The sequence below is a fragment of the Wolbachia endosymbiont (group B) of Chorthippus parallelus genome, from assembly GCF_947251815.1.
Classification (GTDB): domain Bacteria; phylum Pseudomonadota; class Alphaproteobacteria; order Rickettsiales; family Anaplasmataceae; genus Wolbachia.
Genome location: NZ_OX366390.1, coordinates 1,548,089 through 1,565,127 on the forward strand (window position 1 = coordinate 1,548,089; position 17,039 = coordinate 1,565,127).

At 35.7% G+C, this 17,039-nt stretch carries 9 protein-coding genes and 3 pseudogenes; 5 read left to right on the forward strand and 7 right to left on the reverse strand.

Going from position 1 to position 17,039, the window contains the following annotated elements; genetic code table 11:
• Positions 1–9: 9 nt before the first annotated feature.
• The 3 genes from OPS21_RS06945 to OPS21_RS06955 all read right to left on the reverse strand — a co-directional run bounded on the left by OPS21_RS06945 (position 10) and on the right by OPS21_RS06955 (position 7,122).
• Entirely contained in the window at positions 10–510 is a 501-nt protein-coding gene (locus OPS21_RS06945; RefSeq protein ID WP_262986507.1) for a sigma-70 RNA polymerase sigma factor region 4 domain-containing protein, read from the reverse strand.
• 34 nt (positions 511–544) lie between these two features.
• Positions 545–2,602, reverse strand: a complete 2,058-nt coding sequence (locus OPS21_RS06950) for an AAA family ATPase (protein WP_264336553.1) — start codon at positions 2,600–2,602, stop codon at positions 545–547.
• Positions 2,603–5,118: 2,516 nt separating this feature from the next.
• Positions 5,119–7,122, reverse strand: a complete 2,004-nt coding sequence (locus tag OPS21_RS06955; protein ID WP_265027631.1) for a DEAD/DEAH box helicase — start codon at positions 7,120–7,122, stop codon at positions 5,119–5,121.
• 404 nt (positions 7,123–7,526) lie between these two features.
• Here OPS21_RS06955 and OPS21_RS06960 point away from each other — a divergent pair, with 404 nt between their 5' ends.
• Positions 7,527–9,581: a recombinase family protein gene (locus OPS21_RS06960; RefSeq protein ID WP_264336378.1), complete on the forward strand. Its 2,055-nt coding sequence runs from the start codon at positions 7,527–7,529 to the stop codon at positions 9,579–9,581.
• A 5-nt stretch (positions 9,582–9,586) separates the two neighbouring features.
• Here OPS21_RS06960 and OPS21_RS06965 read toward each other — a convergent pair whose 3' ends face one another.
• The 3 genes and pseudogenes from OPS21_RS06965 to OPS21_RS08020 all read right to left on the reverse strand — a co-directional run.
• Positions 9,587–10,174 carry a reverse transcriptase N-terminal domain-containing protein gene (locus OPS21_RS06965; RefSeq protein ID WP_264337007.1) on the reverse strand — a complete coding sequence of 196 codons (588 nt, stop codon included), beginning with the start codon at positions 10,172–10,174 and terminating at the stop codon, positions 9,587–9,589.
• Positions 10,171–10,524, reverse strand: a complete 354-nt coding sequence (locus OPS21_RS06970) for a hypothetical protein (RefSeq protein ID WP_264337008.1) — start codon at positions 10,522–10,524, stop codon at positions 10,171–10,173. The genes OPS21_RS06965 and OPS21_RS06970 overlap by 4 nt, the downstream gene beginning before the upstream one ends.
• A 284-nt stretch (positions 10,525–10,808) precedes the next feature.
• Positions 10,809–11,054, reverse strand: a pseudogene (locus OPS21_RS08020) (PD-(D/E)XK nuclease family transposase); the annotation flags it as partial.
• A gap of 409 nt (positions 11,055–11,463) precedes the next feature.
• Here OPS21_RS08020 and rnhA point away from each other — a divergent pair.
• The 4 genes and pseudogenes from rnhA to OPS21_RS06995 form a co-directional block, all read left to right on the forward strand.
• Positions 11,464–11,898: pseudogene (rnhA, locus tag OPS21_RS06980) on the forward strand (ribonuclease HI); the annotation flags it as partial.
• A 92-nt stretch (positions 11,899–11,990) separates the two neighbouring features.
• Positions 11,991–13,604: pseudogene (gene mutL, locus OPS21_RS06985) on the forward strand (DNA mismatch repair endonuclease MutL); the annotation flags it as partial.
• Positions 13,605–13,885: 281 nt separating this feature from the next.
• Positions 13,886–14,239: a hypothetical protein gene (locus OPS21_RS06990; RefSeq protein WP_264337008.1), complete on the forward strand. Its 354-nt coding sequence runs from the start codon at positions 13,886–13,888 to the stop codon at positions 14,237–14,239.
• The gene (locus OPS21_RS06995) at positions 14,236–14,823 is read left to right on the forward strand and encodes a reverse transcriptase N-terminal domain-containing protein (RefSeq protein WP_264337007.1); all 588 of its coding nucleotides are present in this window, start codon (positions 14,236–14,238) and stop codon (positions 14,821–14,823) included. The genes OPS21_RS06990 and OPS21_RS06995 overlap by 4 nt, the downstream gene beginning before the upstream one ends.
• Before the next feature lie 5 nt (positions 14,824–14,828).
• Here the strand turns inward: OPS21_RS06995 and OPS21_RS07000 are convergent, their stop codons facing one another.
• The gene (locus OPS21_RS07000; RefSeq protein ID WP_264336378.1) at positions 14,829–16,883 is read right to left on the reverse strand and encodes a recombinase family protein; all 2,055 of its coding nucleotides are present in this window, start codon (positions 16,881–16,883) and stop codon (positions 14,829–14,831) included.
• Positions 16,884–17,039: the final 156 nt, after the last annotated feature.

The window sequence follows — 17,039 nt, forward strand, 5'->3', positions numbered from 1 at the left end:
CCCTTATAGTTAGAAATCTCGTTTTAGGTATGTTTTAAGGTGGGAAAACTCTTTGCGTAATTTGTTAATTGTGTCGTAGAGAGTTGATTTTGGTATACCAGTCCTTCTGGAAATTTCACAAATGCTGTGATCTTCTGCCAATAGTTTACATATTTTTCTTAACTCTCGAGGTAACTTTGCAATTGCCTCATTTACATCAATCCGTACCGCGGAGCTATATTCAAGACTTTCATCACTCTCTTCGTGTAAAGTTTCATCAACAAAATTAATGGTACGTTTTTTACATAGTTCTTTTTCTTTTAAATTGAGGGCACGGCATTTAACGTACTGTTTTATAAAATGCCCTTCAAGTTCATTAAGGCCAGGCAAACAGTCAAGTAAAAGATCTTGCTCAACATCTTCAATGTCTTTATAAGCAAAAGCTTTACCTCTTTTCAGAAGTTTAGCATAGTGTCGTATGTGTTTAACAACTTTTGGGTTAATACCAGTATAGGAATTTTTAGAATGCATATTTTCTCCCTCTAATTAAGAAATGATTAAAGTGTTAATTGTGATAAACCCAAGTATTTGGATTTTCTACAGGAATTACGCTGCCATAGTGTGGTGACTTGTAGTGTGTGGGTAGTAATCTGTGATAGACTGTAACCTTTTTGTTCTTCTCTGGATCAAATATTTTTTGCCCAAATTCCATACCTTCAACGCAAAGTACTCCGTATTTGTTTCTTGCAGCGTTTTTGCCTTCTTTGTTGAATTTAACGTAGCCTTTGGTAGCAAGAACATCGAGACGATCACGAATAGAATGTGTACTGCCGAGACCTTCTTTATTTTCAAATGCCTGACAAAACTGATTAATTGTATAAGCATGACCCTTACGTCCTTCTGCACATATTAAGTCCAAGATGATGTCATATCTGCGAGAACGTTCGGCATCTAGTTTTTCACCATAGTCTTTATTTATTAACCTTTGTGACTCAGCGTCAACTTCGTACCAATGACCATTAATTTTATCAACAAATTTTGGCATAACAGAATTTCCATTACGTAACTCAAACATCAGTTGACGATAGCTGTTCTTCTCATCAGGCCTAAACATGATCATTCCAGTGGTATAGAATCCTCGTAAGCTGCTAGCGCCACTAAAACTTTGAAATGGATCTTCTTCTAATAGTTTCTTTTGCATTTTCTTTGTATGGTGCACAAGAATAACTCCAGCATCTGGATTGATTAGAGAACGCAGTTTTTCAACTCTCTCCTGGAGAAAGAAAATCATGGCATTATTATCATTTTCGTTACCGTATTCATCAGCATCAAAAACGTTACGCAATGGATCTACCGCTATGATATCAATGGTGTTTAGGTCAAAGTTTCTTTCTGCTTCAGTTACGATATCTTTAATGCCATTTTCATTTAAAAGCAGCTTAGTCTGTGGTGTAATAACTAAATTGTTTGCAGCAAGTTTAATAAGTTCTTCACTAAGTTTCATCTGTTGCAACCGTTCACGCATATAGTGGTAACCGATTTCAGTCTGAAGGTAGAAGATTCTTAAGGGCCTTTTTGGCACCATATCAAAAAATGGAGTTCCAGATGCCATATGAAAAAGCCAAGAAATAAGAAAGTCACTTTTTCCCACTTTAGGCGCGCCAGCAAAAACTAAAAGACCACTAGGAGTTAAAACTCTAGGAGCAATTATGTCTTCTGGCATTGGTGATTTGTCATTTAGGTACTGCAATACAGGAAATGAAGTAACGTTTTTTGTATATGGGAGAGAAACAGTTGAGGTTAAAAATCTTTTTACGTCTACTCCTTCTTTAATACAATCAGCAGCATCCCAAGCTTTTGGTTTATCTTGTGGAATTTTAAGAATAGAAAGCGATGCAACGCCTATATCTAAAAGCTTCTTTGCAACATTTTCAGCATATTTCTGACCTGAACTATCGTTGTCTGGCCATATGGTTATGTGTTTACCTTTGAGTGGAGCCCAATCTGTTTTATTTACAGGTGAATTTGCTCCAAACATCATTGTTGTGGCTGTTATGCCCTTACTGATTAAACTTTCAGCACATTTTTCACCTTCAACGAAAACAATTTTATCGGATTTAATTATACCTGGAACATTGTACAAAGGCCTTGGATCTGGAGCAGTACTACTTGAGTTTTTTACATCAAAACAGCTATATCGTTTTTTCCCTGAAGTGCTATCATAACGGTAAATTTTAGCTATTACTTGATTATTTTCATCATGATAGTCCCAACATGCTATTAAATGTTCTGAAAATTCTTCTTTATGGTTTGTTGAGTGACCAAGCCATTTTTCTATATCTTCTATGGTATCAAGAAACTTAGTCTGACTAGTAACATCCCACCAGAGATTAAGTATATCTCCGCCTTCACCAGTAGCAAAATCGTGCCATAATCCGGCTCTTTCTCCTCTTGTTTCTACTACTAAACTTTTCCCTTTATCTCCTCTAATATTACCAACATAGAACTTACCACCGTGGAAAGTACCATTTGGTAATAAGTAGGATAAAGATGATTCTATTCTTGAGAGTAGTTCTGCTTTTACTTCTGCTGCTCTTTCAAATAAAGCTTGCTTGTCATGCATATTGTTTTGTCCTGTTAAAATAAGCTATGTTTGTTGACAGAATGTCTCTGCTACATAGCTCATGATGATGTTCTTAAAGGCTGGTAATTTAAAATACAGTTATAAATGGGTAGAGAGATGTCTCTGTACCTTTTACTATAGTAATACCGGATTTCTCATAGGTTTTTCCGGAAGAGAGGAGAAATTTTTTTCAAGCGTAAGTTGACACTGTCCATATTTACCCCAAATATTTACAATTCAGAAGACCAGGTTTGCTAGGTCTTACTATAGTAAGTTCAACAAAATTACAAAAACTGTTCACTTTTTTTAAGAGTTTTGCACAACTCCGCTTTCTATTAGCTTTCATACTCCACTAAATGACCTCTTTTCTAAAGACTAGAAATGCAGTCCGAAATATGAATTGCTCTAAAAATTTTTCATTGAAATTACAAAAATGCACAGGTAATGCAAATTCTGTAAAGGACAACGGTGGTATTGAAAATTTAACTCTGCTCTCAACTTACACTCCTCAAAAAAATTACAAAATTTAATTTCATTTTAACTTTAAACAAAAAGGCCGCCTATAAGTTGCATCTGCATTATGTTGCAAAATATACTATACTTTGCTTATGAGAATAACCAAATAAGCCATCCTTTTTTCTCCTCCATAACAGATATATACTAGAAATGCAGTCTGAAATATGATTTGCTCTAAAATTTTTTTCATTACGATTTTTCTATTAAACTTTAATAGAGCTTAACGTGTTTACAATATACTCAGGGGAGAGATTTTCCGTCTATAAGAAGTAGCCACAAAACGCTATATTGGTAAAGGTATTCATAATAATTACTTGTGAATTAAGTACTTTAGATTCGAGATTACATAGATTTTTGGCAGTTTAAGCCATTTTAGATTGGAAAATGAAATCTCCTAAAAGGAAAAACCCGGCTATATTAAAGGGTTAAGAGTAATTTAAGTTTGAAATTCAAAAAAACTTCTTAATTGCTTTAAAAGCTAGGATTATAGAGGGTTTTTGAGTGTAGCCCAGTTTCAGGTAAAACCTTATATATTATATATATAATAAATAATAATATATAATAATAGAACATATAGGATATGTACCTTTCATAATACCTACCTAAATATTATTAACGCGCTTAAGTGTTTAATTTATTACTTTTTTAATTTTTAAATAACAAGTTAAGCAAAAAAACATGAACTGTAATAAGTTTATTATAATATAAACCTTAAGAGAAGTTCCGCGGTAGCCGTCTGCTCAACTGAAATGGTTTTCAAAAAGGCTAATATACCGTCCATTTAAATTTTTAACCGAAATATAAAAGTCATTTAAAAAATAAACTCAAGTGGCAACTAACCGGTTTTTTAAAGCCGCCTATAACCTACTCTAACTACTTATGCATACAGGTGGACCAGCTGCATTTCATGATATTAGTAGACATAAACCGAGTTATTGTAAGATAATTAAAGGTATCACTAAACTTTAATAGCCTTTAAAAATAGCTAAAGGTAACATTTTTATGGTAAATGCCTAATCTACTACTGTGGCCTATTCTTCAAAGTAAGGTTTTAAGGAGTAAAAAGCCGTTCTGAGTTTTCCAGCAAAATTTCAAAATAAGGAAATAGAAATATAATACACTTAAACCATTGAAATTCTGCATTTTTATCCATTTAATACCTATAAGACGTTATTTTTCCATTTCCAAAAGACTTAATGAATCAGATCGCCCTAAATAAAAATACAACACAGAGACAAAAATATGAAAAACCTACTATTGCATTTTGGATAACCTGAAAAAGATAAATGCTTACAAAAGACAAGATGGCTAATAATAGCGTTTTAAAGAGATTCTACGACTTCAGGGTACAATTGTACAATCAGAACCTAAGTTACTCATGTAAGGTAGCTCAAAACCCGGTTAAGAGTCATTTTTAAATTATTTCTTACCTTAAACTTTTACTTGCTATAAAAAAGCCTTACTCTAGTCTATCACGTTTTTTATTTGTTGTAAAATATTTTTTCAAAAAAAGTGGACGATCTTTTAAATCGGTGCAATAAAAGCTGGTTATTTTAGATAATCTCTATAAATAAATTGTAGGTGAAGTTAAAGAAAAAAAGTTTTGCCATAAACATAAGCTATGGAGCTCGTAAACTGCTTAAAATGGAGATAAAGATCTAAATTTATTTATTTACGTCTCCAATTTCATCGCGTACAATGGAGACAAAGATTTATGTTTTCACTATTTATTGGCAGATAGGGCTTTCTAAAGGGTGGGTCACCCCCCTTGAAATTAAAACAAAAGGTGGTAGACAAGATGTCAAACACAGATAACTCAACTACAAGCTGGTCTTTGTTGTAGTTATTTTCTCACCTGCTTTAATTAATTCATCAAAATCAGATTCATACTCTGTATAGCCTTTCTTATAATAGTCCGAATGCGATAAGATATGTGTTAGCAGGCCAAATGTTGTTTTTTTACATTTTTAAGATAAGAAGTGGATAGCTGAACTTGTTTTTTATACAGCATTTCTTATATTGATCAAATCTTTCAATTGATTATTGCTAAATTCTGTAATCCAACTTTCACCGCTACTTATAGTTAAGTTTGCTAACTCTTTCTTGCTTTGAATCATCTCATCAATACGCTCTTCAAAAGTACCTGTTGAAAGTAGCCTGTACACCATAACATTACGTTCTTGTCCAATACGGTACGCTCTATCTGTTGCTTGTGCTTCCACTGCTGGATTCCACCATAAATCGTAATGTATTACATGGTTTGCTGCTGTTAAATTAAGCCCTGTTCCACCAGCTTTTAAAGATACTATGAGAATATTTGATTGAGATGAGTTTTCAAAATCATTAACCATTTTGTCTCGTGCTTTACGGGATAAACTTCCATGCAAAAATGGCACCATTGACTTAAATCTTTCTTCAAGCATTTTAGCCATAATTTCACCCATTTCTGTGTATTGGGTAAATATCAATGATTTTTCTGCAAATTCGCTAATTCCTACTAGTATCTCTTCTAGCATCTGCATCTTTCCTGACTGTTCAATACTTGCACGCTTTTTCTTACCAAAATGCGATGGATGGTTACAAACTTGCTTTAAAGCATTGATAAGCTTAAGAATTAGACCCTTACGCTCAATTCCTTCACTTCTTTCTATCTTTTTCATAGTTGTGTTAACTACTTCTTGATAAAGTGCTGTTTGCTCTGGAGTTAGAGAACAATAACGATTATTTTCAATTTTATCTGGTAGATCCTCTATAATGCTTTTATCACTTTTTACCCTACGTAGCATAAAGGGGTGGGTAACTTTCATGAACCTCTCTAGACAAACTTTATCTCTCGCTTTTTCAATTGGCGTTGCAAAACGAGTTTTAAATTCCTTAGGAGTACCAAGGTAATATTTATTAGTAAAATCAAAAATACTCCAATATTCTAGTAGCCTATTTTCAACAGGTGTACCACTCATAGCTATTTTATTTTTTGCTGCAATAGCTTTTATAGCTTTACTCTGTTCACTATGGGGATTCTTTATATTTTGGGCTTCATCAATCACGAGCAAAAACCATCCTACTCTGTTAAGCTCTTTTTTATCACGACGTGCAAGACCATAGGATGTGAGAGCTACATCATAATCATTTGCCAATTCTCGATTTTGTCCATGATAGATAAAAAGCTTTAATTCTGGTGCAAAACGTTCCATCTCTCGTTGCCAATTGCTTAATATGCTTGTTGGTGCTACTATCAAGACTTTATCTTCATCTAAAAATCCTGCATTCTTACAGTATAAAATGGCTGCAATAACTTGTAGTGTTTTACCAAGACCCATGTCATCAGCAATTATACTACCAAACCCCGTCTCTATGTTCTGCACAAGCCAACTAAATCCACGTTTTTGATATGGACGTAACTGTGCTGTTAGGTTACTTGGTACATCAACAGGTACATAAGTGTTAAGCTTTTCAAATAGGCTTTTAATCTGCTGATCAAGTCCTACCTTTGCTCCATCTAGTTCACCTCCTAAAGCAGCTTGCATCAGCTCTACTTGACTCAAGCGTTCAGGTAACTTATCAAATTTTTTCAGTAGAGCTTCTACCTCCTTATCATCCAAAAGCACATATTGGTCTATAATCTTTATAAGTCCACGAGAATCTTTCAGTAGCTTTTTAAATTCTGTAATGCTTATCTCTTTATCACCTATCGCTATTTTCCAATCAAACTTCAATAATTTTTCAAGCGTTAAGAAACTTTTCCGATCTTCTTCAATTTTGCCTTTAGCAGATAAATTAAGACTCAACTTTGGCTTTAGGATTTTTTCCAGTGATTTCGGTAAGATAACTATAACGCCAATTGCTTTTAACACCGGCAAGATATTTAAAAACAATGGTGCAAAATCATCTAAGCTAAACAGTAATCTACTGCTGTCGTCAATCGATCTTTCTAGCTCAGGTATGTATTCGGACAGCATTCCCATACCAGATAAAATGCTCAGTTTTGTGCTGCAGTTAGACAATGCTTTTTTCAGCTTTATTATCGATTTTCCATCATCTAACGATCAATCACCTTAATACCCTCTTCAATAATCAAGTAACTAAGGAAATTACAGTTACAGATTCAACACATCCACTATTTGGCAGAACATTTCCAATATCTTCTGTCAGCTCAAAAGTCCACAATGTATTTGTTACTTATCGCAATTACATCATTCTACGTATTCCGTTTTCTGCTACCAACTTAGCTAGTAAGCAAAACTTTCTCACCAGCAAGTTAACGTGGTCTTCATTATACGAATTTGTTTCTCTAGCAAAGGAGTATAAATTATGCCATGTAAACCATGTCAAGTGTGGCAGAAAATGTCGCAACGTTTCAAGTCAGAAGTTTTAGAAAATATATTATTAGTGTCCAAAGAGGTTATCTATGAGTACATCAGAGCTAATTACAGCACAGCATTTAGCACGCGAAGCAATAATTTATATCAGACAATCAACACCTCATCAAGCATTGAGCAACCAAGAAAGTTTGGAGTTACAGTATGCACTAAAACAAAGAGCAATTGACCTTGGATGGAAAGCTGATAATGTTGTAATCATTGATAGTGATCTTGGTTTAACTGGTGCTAGTGCTGAAAAGCGTGAAGGGTTTAAAGAGATTGTCACTAAAGTCACTTTATCAAAGGTAGGAATTATTCTCTCCTACGATGTGACTCGCTTATCACGTAATTGTTCTGACTGGTATCCTTTACTGGATATATGTGGCTATAAACAGTGTTTAATAGCTGACCGGGATGGTGTTTATGATCCTGGTACTATTAATGGTCGGCTGTTACTTGGTCTGAAAGGGCAACTTGCTGAAATGGAGTTATCTACTATAAGAGCTAGACTAAATGCTGGACTATTAAATAAAGCAACCAGAGGTGATTTAGCCTTATCTCTCCCAGTTGGTCTTGTTCGTAACATTGATGGTTCTGTGAACAAGGATCCTAACCTTGAAGTTCAGTCTCGTATCAATCTTATTTTTGAAACTTTTCTAGAAAAACGAACAGCATCAAAGGTTTTAAGACATTTTAATGATCATCAACTAACTCTTCCTAGATATAATAATTTCAAAGAACTACAGTGGAAAAAGCCAACTGTTGCAGCAATTACCTCAATACTAAAAAACCCAGCCTATGCTGGAGCATTTGTTTATGGGCGTTCCCGTACTACATACCATAAGCCATCTTCTGCTGACAAAACAACAAAAAAATTACCAATGGAGGAATGGAAAGTTCTGATCAAAGGTAAATACTCAGCTTACATAGATTGGGAAACTTTTACAAAGATTGAGATGATGCTAAAAGATAATTATGCAGAATACGATCGCAATAAAACACGTGGTATAGCAAGACCAGGTGCAGCATTATTACATGGAATAATTTATTGTGGAGAATGTGGACATAAAATGTTGGTACAGTATAAAGGAGGAAATCGTTATTTATGCAACTATCTACGTCAGCAGTATCGTGTACCTGTATGTCAGCTTTTACCAGCTGATATTATTGATAATGAAGTAGTTCCCAAATTTTTTGCTGCACTTGGTCAAATTGAGCTTGATGCTTATACTCAGGCGATTAACTCACAATTGCAATCTGAGCAAGCAATTAATAAAGCACATTTACAACAATTAGAGCGCCTAAAGTACCAAGTTAGATTGGCAGAAAGACAATTTAATCAAGTAGACCCTGACAATCGTCTTGTAGCTGCAGAACTTGAAAGACGCTGGGAGAAAGCATTGAAAGAACTCCAACAAGCAGAAATTATGTTCGAACGTCAGCGTCCAAGTGATCCAACACCTCAATTACCTGAAGAACTGAAAACAGTATTTTTAGATGTAGGCAAAAGATTACCTGAAATTTGGTATAAATCAATTCTATCACGTCAACAACAAAAGTCCTTTCTTCGTTGTCTCATTGATAAAGTGGTAGCACACAGAATCAGACGCGATTGTCTTCAGGTACGCATTATATGGCATGGTGGCGAAACTACTACTTCTCATGTTCCCATTCCAGTAAACTCTTTTCGCGAGTTGACTAAAGCAAAAGAAATGGAACAGTCTATAATAAAGTTAAGTAAAGAAGGTAAAACAGATGCAGAAATTGCTAAGTACTTAGAAAAACAGGGACATCGCTCCCCCACAAAAAACATCGTTTTAGAAAATACAGTAAAAACTATTCGGTTAAAAAATAACATTATGCGAGCAAGGAATCAGTCACATCCGCTTAAAGTATCTGGATATCTTACCGTTCCACAAATTGCAAAAATCCTCAATGTTACTACACATTGGATTTATGATAGAATTAATAATGGTCAAATCAAAGTACGAAAAGATGACAGTAAAACCAGAGGAAAATATTTATTTGAGAATACGCCAGAGACTGTTAGAATCCTTATGGATTTTAAACATGGTAAACTCAACAATCCAAATTTTTTATAGGAGTATCAATATGCATAATCAAAGCACCCTTTGATATCACCTTCTAGTATCCATTGTGGTCGATTGCGTCTTGCCAGTAATAAGTGACAAGCAGCAATAGCATCCGCGCAGGATCTTTTAGGTCTAAAGCCATAGGAGTGACGGTCGCTGATCGTTTCAGATACTGGCTCCAGGGCAAACAGATATAATGCTTGCATGGCTCTATCTTTTATCGTTGGTATTCCAAGAGGTCTTCTTTTGCCATTAGATTTACTGATATAAATCCGTTTTAGCGGAGAAGGTTTATATCCTCTTTGCTTTAACTGCTTTATTCCTTGAAATTTAGCATTGCAAGTTGACCATAGTTGACGATCTACACCCGCTGTGTTTTTTCCTTGGTTTTCAGTTACTCTCTTAACAGCCAAAGCTTTTCCGCTAAAAGAGCGTGTGAGAAGATGTTGTAAAGCTTTTACCTTACCCCATCTTCCTTCTTGGACAGCCTTAACAATACGTCTTTGTAGCCTTATAACAACTTTTTGGCACTTCTTCCATGGCAATTGCTTCCATGCTTCGGAGTTGTCGGTAGGTGCACTTACAGTTTTATCTGTAATCATCTGCTTTCCTCCCTTAAGTGGTTAACAAAGTTTCTTGTCACGAGGGACCAAATGGAAGTCTGCTCGTTTTCACGAGAATTAATGTTACAAATTCTATCCATTTCGTTACAAAATGGCATTCGCTTTCTCCATTCTCCTTTACCTGCACTTCCATCAGCATTCCTTGCGGTTTGCTTGCCATGTAGGCGAAAATACAGGCTTACCCTGTTCCTTCTATCATACAACAGTGGGTTAGGTGGCTTCTCTATACCGGTGGAATTGTTATTTGCGTACATCCAGAGATGAAAAATGTATCTTATCCACATTACCTTTTGGTCAGAGCTTATCAGCATCTTTAGCTCTTTCATCATATCGGTACTTATAAAGCTTCACTTACGTTCACCATACCACTAAGCCTAGCCCTCCAACCACATGATGCTTGCAGTTTATGCCCCTCTCACGATTGAGCATCTTCTTTTTCAAGAGGAGGTTCATTGTCCGCATCGCTTGGCACCAACCGGTTGCCCAATTCGCACTGATGCGTAGACTCAGATGGCAAAACATCTGGTTTAATAAGTTTTAGAATCCTTTCAGTTTCTTTCTGGAGGAATTCCTCTCCTTTTAAACAATATGACCGAAGACTTTCAGGTCGCACCATCTCTATAATGTATCTTGAACCTTGAGAGTCTTTACAAAGAACATCGACAATACTTTGCTTTTTAGCGGCAATCTCAGGGTCTAAAATGGTAGCTAAGAATTCAACATCGTGAATAGCAGCTAAGCCAGTAAAGCCTAAAATATCGTTCAAGAAATGAATGAGAATATCTTTGTTTTTCTCAGTGCCAAATATTCTTTTAAAGGCATAATCATTGCGTGCATCAAGAAACTTCGAAAGAGCCATGAGAAAGTAAGATAAAAAGCATTAATTATTATACACAATTGTGAGGAAATGTTCAATCTTTTTATTGTTTTAAATGTGTTGATGAAAAAACGTCTGTCAGAGATCATCTGAGAATTGCATTTAAGGCTTTAGATGAAAGAGGGGATATCATCTTTTTATAGTTGCCTTATAAAAGGCCTTAAAACCCCAGCAAATGAATTGATGAGCTATTAAGAGCTTAAAAATATTTATTTTCAGTGTGAGAGACTAACCTCCTAATAAAAATACGAGCCTAAAAGCTCAATTACGCTTTACCTAACATCGTGAGGACAGGTTTGTCAATCTCTCACACCTTATATTTTAAAATATTCAAAAAATAATATCAACATATTTTGGTAGCAAATTTACGTTGAATCTATATCCTGTAAGTATGGGCGAAAAAAAGAAGGTTATAATATATACAGATGGAGCATGTTCTGGAAATCCAGGGCCTGGTGGATGGGCAGCCGTGGTAATGTATGAAAATAAAAGTGTCTTTATCAAAAAACGTATCTCTGGAGGTGAAGAGAACACAACAAATAACAAGATGGAGCTAAAGGCTGTAATTAATGGGCTAAAGATGTTAAAAATTTCCTGCAGAGTTATTGTACACACTGATAGTCAGTATATTAAACAAGGTATAACAGGATGGATCAACAAGTGGAAAACAAATGGTTGGAAGACAGCTGATAAAAAGCCAGTAAAGAACAGGGAATTATGGCAGGAGCTAGATGAAGTTGCTTTACAGCATGATGTTAATTGGAAGTGGGTTAGAGCTCACAGTGGTAATACCTATAATGAAGAGGCAGATAGACTTGCTAGAAAGGAATCTAAAAAGCTAAAATATAGAGATTGTGAGATCAAGAAATCACAAAAAAATAGAGGGAGCTCTAAGTTTCATAGATTGGAGGGAGTGTTATGGCAATAATTCTTTTAGACACAAAAACTATAAACCGTATAGCAGCAGGAGAGGTAATAGAAAGGCCAGCGAGTGTAGTAAAGGAATTAGTAGAAAATGCAATAGATGCTGGAAGTTCAGAAATAGAGATTAAAATAGAAAGTGGTGGACGTAACCTTATAACTGTGATAGATGATGGAAATGGAATAGAAAAGAACGATCTGGAACTAGCACTTATGAGGCATGCCACTTCAAAATTAAGTGATAGTGAGTTAATAGAGATCAGACATCTTGGCTTTAGAGGGGAGGCTCTGCCTTCAATTGCAGCAGTAAGCAGAATGAAATTATCATCCAAGGCAAGTGGAGCAAAGGAAGCATGGTCTATAAGATATGAGGGAGGAGAAAAAATAAGAGAGATTACCCCTTGTTCTTTGTTGCAAGGTACATATATTGAAATTCGTGACTTATTTTTTGCGACTCCAAATAGACTAAAATTTCTAAAAACCGAAAGAGCAGAAACACAAAGTATTGTTGATATTGTGAATAACTTAGCGATGATTAATTATAGTATTGGGTTTACTCTCACTTCTGGTAATAAGAAGCTCTTAAAATATGTTAAGCAAACTTCGCTGTTCAACAGATTATGTGAAATAGAAGAAGAATTTCAAAGCAATTCACTGGAAGTTAAAGAGGAAGAAGAAGGCATCAAACTTAAGGGACACATCTGTAAACCTAATGTCAATCGTGGCAACTCAACTCAGATTTATACGTTTGTTAATGGAAGGCCAATAAAAGACAATCTACTTGTTGGTGCAATTAGATATGCGTATCACGATTTTATTCCAAACAATAGGTATCCTTTTGCAGTGTTGCATTTAGAAGTACCATATGACCAAGTAGATGTAAATGTGCATCCAAATAAATCGGAAGTAAGATTTCAAAATAAGAGGTTAATATATGAAATAGTGAGAAGAGGGCTAATAAAAGCGTTGTCAATGAGAATAGATACCTCTTCAGTGAGTGATATTGATGGATCTAGGTGTCAAGGTATTGGAGAAGAACTGGGTGGTTCGCCTTTTGATGTTAGTGAAAGTCAAAGGAATAATGAGCGTGTTAATAATGGAAAAAGCAGAGAAGTAAAGGGTCAAAAAGAATTTTACGAAAGGAGACCAAGTCTTTTAGAAAATCGTCTAATGAAAGAATTCAATGCACCAGATGAAAGAAGGCAAAGCTTACCAGAAACGTTTAAATATGGAGAATCTCCACCCCAAAAGGGAACGATGGTTCTAGAAAAGAAGCAAATTGATTTGATAGAGGATCACCCTCTAGGATATGCACGCTGTCAGGTCTACAATACTTACATTATTGCTGAGGCTGGAGATAGGCTGATTATAGTAGATCAACATGCAGCCTATGAGAGATTGATATACGAGTGCTTAACAAGCATAAAAAGACAAAAACTTCTCATTCCTGAAATAGTTGAAATTAAAAACCAAGCTGGAATGGAGATGGTTAAAACTTATAAAGATAAGCTTTTTGAAATGGGTTTTGGTATTGAAATAGAATCAGAAGATAAAATAATGGTGAAAGAAATACCTTCAATCTTGGGAACAATAGATATAAAAGAGATGGTGCGACCTGAAAGTCTTCGGTCATATTGTTTAAAAGGAGAGGAATTCCTCCAGAAAGAAACTGAAAGGATTCTAAAACTTATTAAACCAGATGTTTTGCCATCTGAGTCTACGCATCAGTGCGAATTGGGCAACCGGTTGGTGCCAAGCGATGCGGACAATGAACCTCCTCTTGAAAAAGAAGATGCTCAATCGTGAGAGGGGCATAAACTGCAAGCATCATGTGGTTGGAGGGCTAGGCTTAGTGGTATGGTGAACGTAAGTGAAGCTTTATAAGTACCGATATGATGAAAGAGCTAAAGATGCTGATAAGCTCTGACCAAAAGGTAATGTGGATAAGATACATTTTTCATCTCTGGATGTACGCAAATAACAATTCCACCGGTATAGAGAAGCCACCTAACCCACTGTTGTATGATAGAAGGAACAGGGTAAGCCTGTATTTTCGCCTACATGGCAAGCAAACCGCAAGGAATGCTGATGGAAGTGCAGGTAAAGGAGAATGGAGAAAGCGAATGCCATTTTGTAACGAAATGGATAGAATTTGTAACATTAATTCTCGTGAAAACGAGCAGACTTCCATTTGGTCCCTCGTGACAAGAAACTTTGTTAACCACTTAAGGGAGGAAAGCAGATGATTACAGATAAAACTGTAAGTGCACCTACCGACAACTCCGAAGCATGGAAGCAATTGCCATGGAAGAAGTGCCAAAAAGTTGTTATAAGGCTACAAAGACGTATTGTTAAGGCTGTCCAAGAAGGAAGATGGGGTAAGGTAAAAGCTTTACAACATCTTCTCACACGCTCTTTTAGCGGAAAAGCTTTGGCTGTTAAGAGAGTAACTGAAAACCAAGGAAAAAACACAGCGGGTGTAGATCGTCAACTATGGTCAACTTGCAATGCTAAATTTCAAGGAATAAAGCAGTTAAAGCAAAGAGGATATAAACCTTCTCCGCTAAAACGGATTTATATCAGTAAATCTAATGGCAAAAGAAGACCTCTTGGAATACCAACGATAAAAGATAGAGCCATGCAAGCATTATATCTGTTTGCCCTGGAGCCAGTATCTGAAACGATCAGCGACCGTCACTCCTATGGCTTTAGACCTAAAAGATCCTGCGCGGATGCTATTGCTGCTTGTCACTTATTACTGGCAAGACGCAATCGACCACAATGGATACTAGAAGGTGATATCAAAGGGTGCTTTGATTATGCATATTGATACTCCTATAAAAAATTTGGATTGTTGAGTTTACCATGTTTAAAATCCATAAGGATTCTAACAGTCTCTGGCGTATTCTCAAATAAATATTTTCCTCTGGTTTTACTGTCATCTTTTCGTACTTTGATTTGACCATTATTAATTCTATCATAAATCCAATGTGTAGTAACATTGAGGATTTTTGCAATTTGTGGAACGGTAAGATATCCAGATACTTTAAGCGGATGTGACTGATTCCTTGCTCGCATAATGTTATTTTTTAACCGAATAGTTTTTACTGTATTTTCTAAAACGATGTTTTTTGTGGGGGAGCGATGTCCCTGTTTTTCTAAGTACTTAGCAATTTCTGCATCTGTTTTACCTTCTTTACTTAACTTTATTATAGACTGTTCCATTTCTTTTGCTTTAGTCAACTCGCGAAAAGAGTTTACTGGAATGGGAACATGAGAAGTAGTAGTTTCGCCACCATGCCATATAATGCGTACCTGAAGACAATCGCGTCTGATTCTGTGTGCTACCACTTTATCAATGAGACAACGAAGAAAGGACTTTTGTTGTTGACGTGATAGAATTGATTTATACCAAATTTCAGGTAATCTTTTGCCTACATCTAAAAATACTGTTTTCAGTTCTTCAGGTAATTGAGGTGTTGGATCACTTGGACGCTGACGTTCGAACATAATTTCTGCTTGTTGGAGTTCTTTCAATGCTTTCTCCCAGCGTCTTTCAAGTTCTGCAGCTACAAGACGATTGTCAGGGTCTACTTGATTAAATTGTCTTTCTGCCAATCTAACTTGGTACTTTAGGCGCTCTAATTGTTGTAAATGTGCTTTATTAATTGCTTGCTCAGATTGCAATTGTGAGTTAATCGCCTGAGTATAAGCATCAAGCTCAATTTGACCAAGTGCAGCAAAAAATTTGGGAACTACTTCATTATCAATAATATCAGCTGGTAAAAGCTGACATACAGGTACACGATACTGCTGACGTAGATAGTTGCATAAATAACGATTTCCTCCTTTATACTGTACCAACATTTTATGTCCACATTCTCCACAATAAATTATTCCATGTAATAATGCTGCACCTGGTCTTGCTATACCACGTGTTTTATTGCGATCGTATTCTGCATAATTATCTTTTAGCATCATCTCAATCTTTGTAAAAGTTTCCCAATCTATGTAAGCTGAGTATTTACCTTTGATCAGAACTTTCCATTCCTCCATTGGTAATTTTTTTGTTGTTTTGTCAGCAGAAGATGGCTTATGGTATGTAGTACGGGAACGCCCATAAACAAATGCTCCAGCATAGGCTGGGTTTTTTAGTATTGAGGTAATTGCTGCAACAGTTGGCTTTTTCCACTGTAGTTCTTTGAAATTATTATATCTAGGAAGAGTTAGTTGATGATCATTAAAATGTCTTAAAACCTTTGATGCTGTTCGTTTTTCTAGAAAAGTTTCAAAAATAAGATTGATACGAGACTGAACTTCAAGGTTAGGATCCTTGTTCACAGAACCATCAATGTTACGAACAAGACCAACTGGGAGAGATAAGGCTAAATCACCTCTGGTTGCTTTATTTAATAGTCCAGCATTTAGTCTAGCTCTTATAGTAGATAACTCCATTTCAGCAAGTTGCCCTTTCAGACCAAGTAACAGCCGACCATTAATAGTACCAGGATCATAAACACCATCCCGGTCAGCTATTAAACACTGTTTATAGCCACATATATCCAGTAAAGGATACCAGTCAGAACAATTACGTGATAAGCGAGTCACATCGTAGGAGAGAATAATTCCTACCTTTGATAAAGTGACTTTAGTGACAATCTCTTTAAACCCTTCACGCTTTTCAGCACTAGCACCAGTTAAACCAAGATCACTATCAATGATTACAACATTATCAGCTTTCCATCCAAGGTCAATTGCTCTTTGTTTTAGTGCATACTGTAACTCCAAACTTTCTTGGTTGCTCAATGCTTGATGAGGTGTTGATTGTCTGATATAAATTATTGCTTCGCGTGCTAAATGCTGTGCTGTAATTAGCTCTGATGTACTCATAGATAACCTCTTTGGACACTAATAATATATTTTCTAAAACTTCTGACTTGAAACGTTGCGACATTTTCTGCCACACTTGACATGGTTTACATGGCATAATTTATACTCCTTTGCTAGAGAAACAAATTCGTATAATGAAGACCACGTTAACTTGCT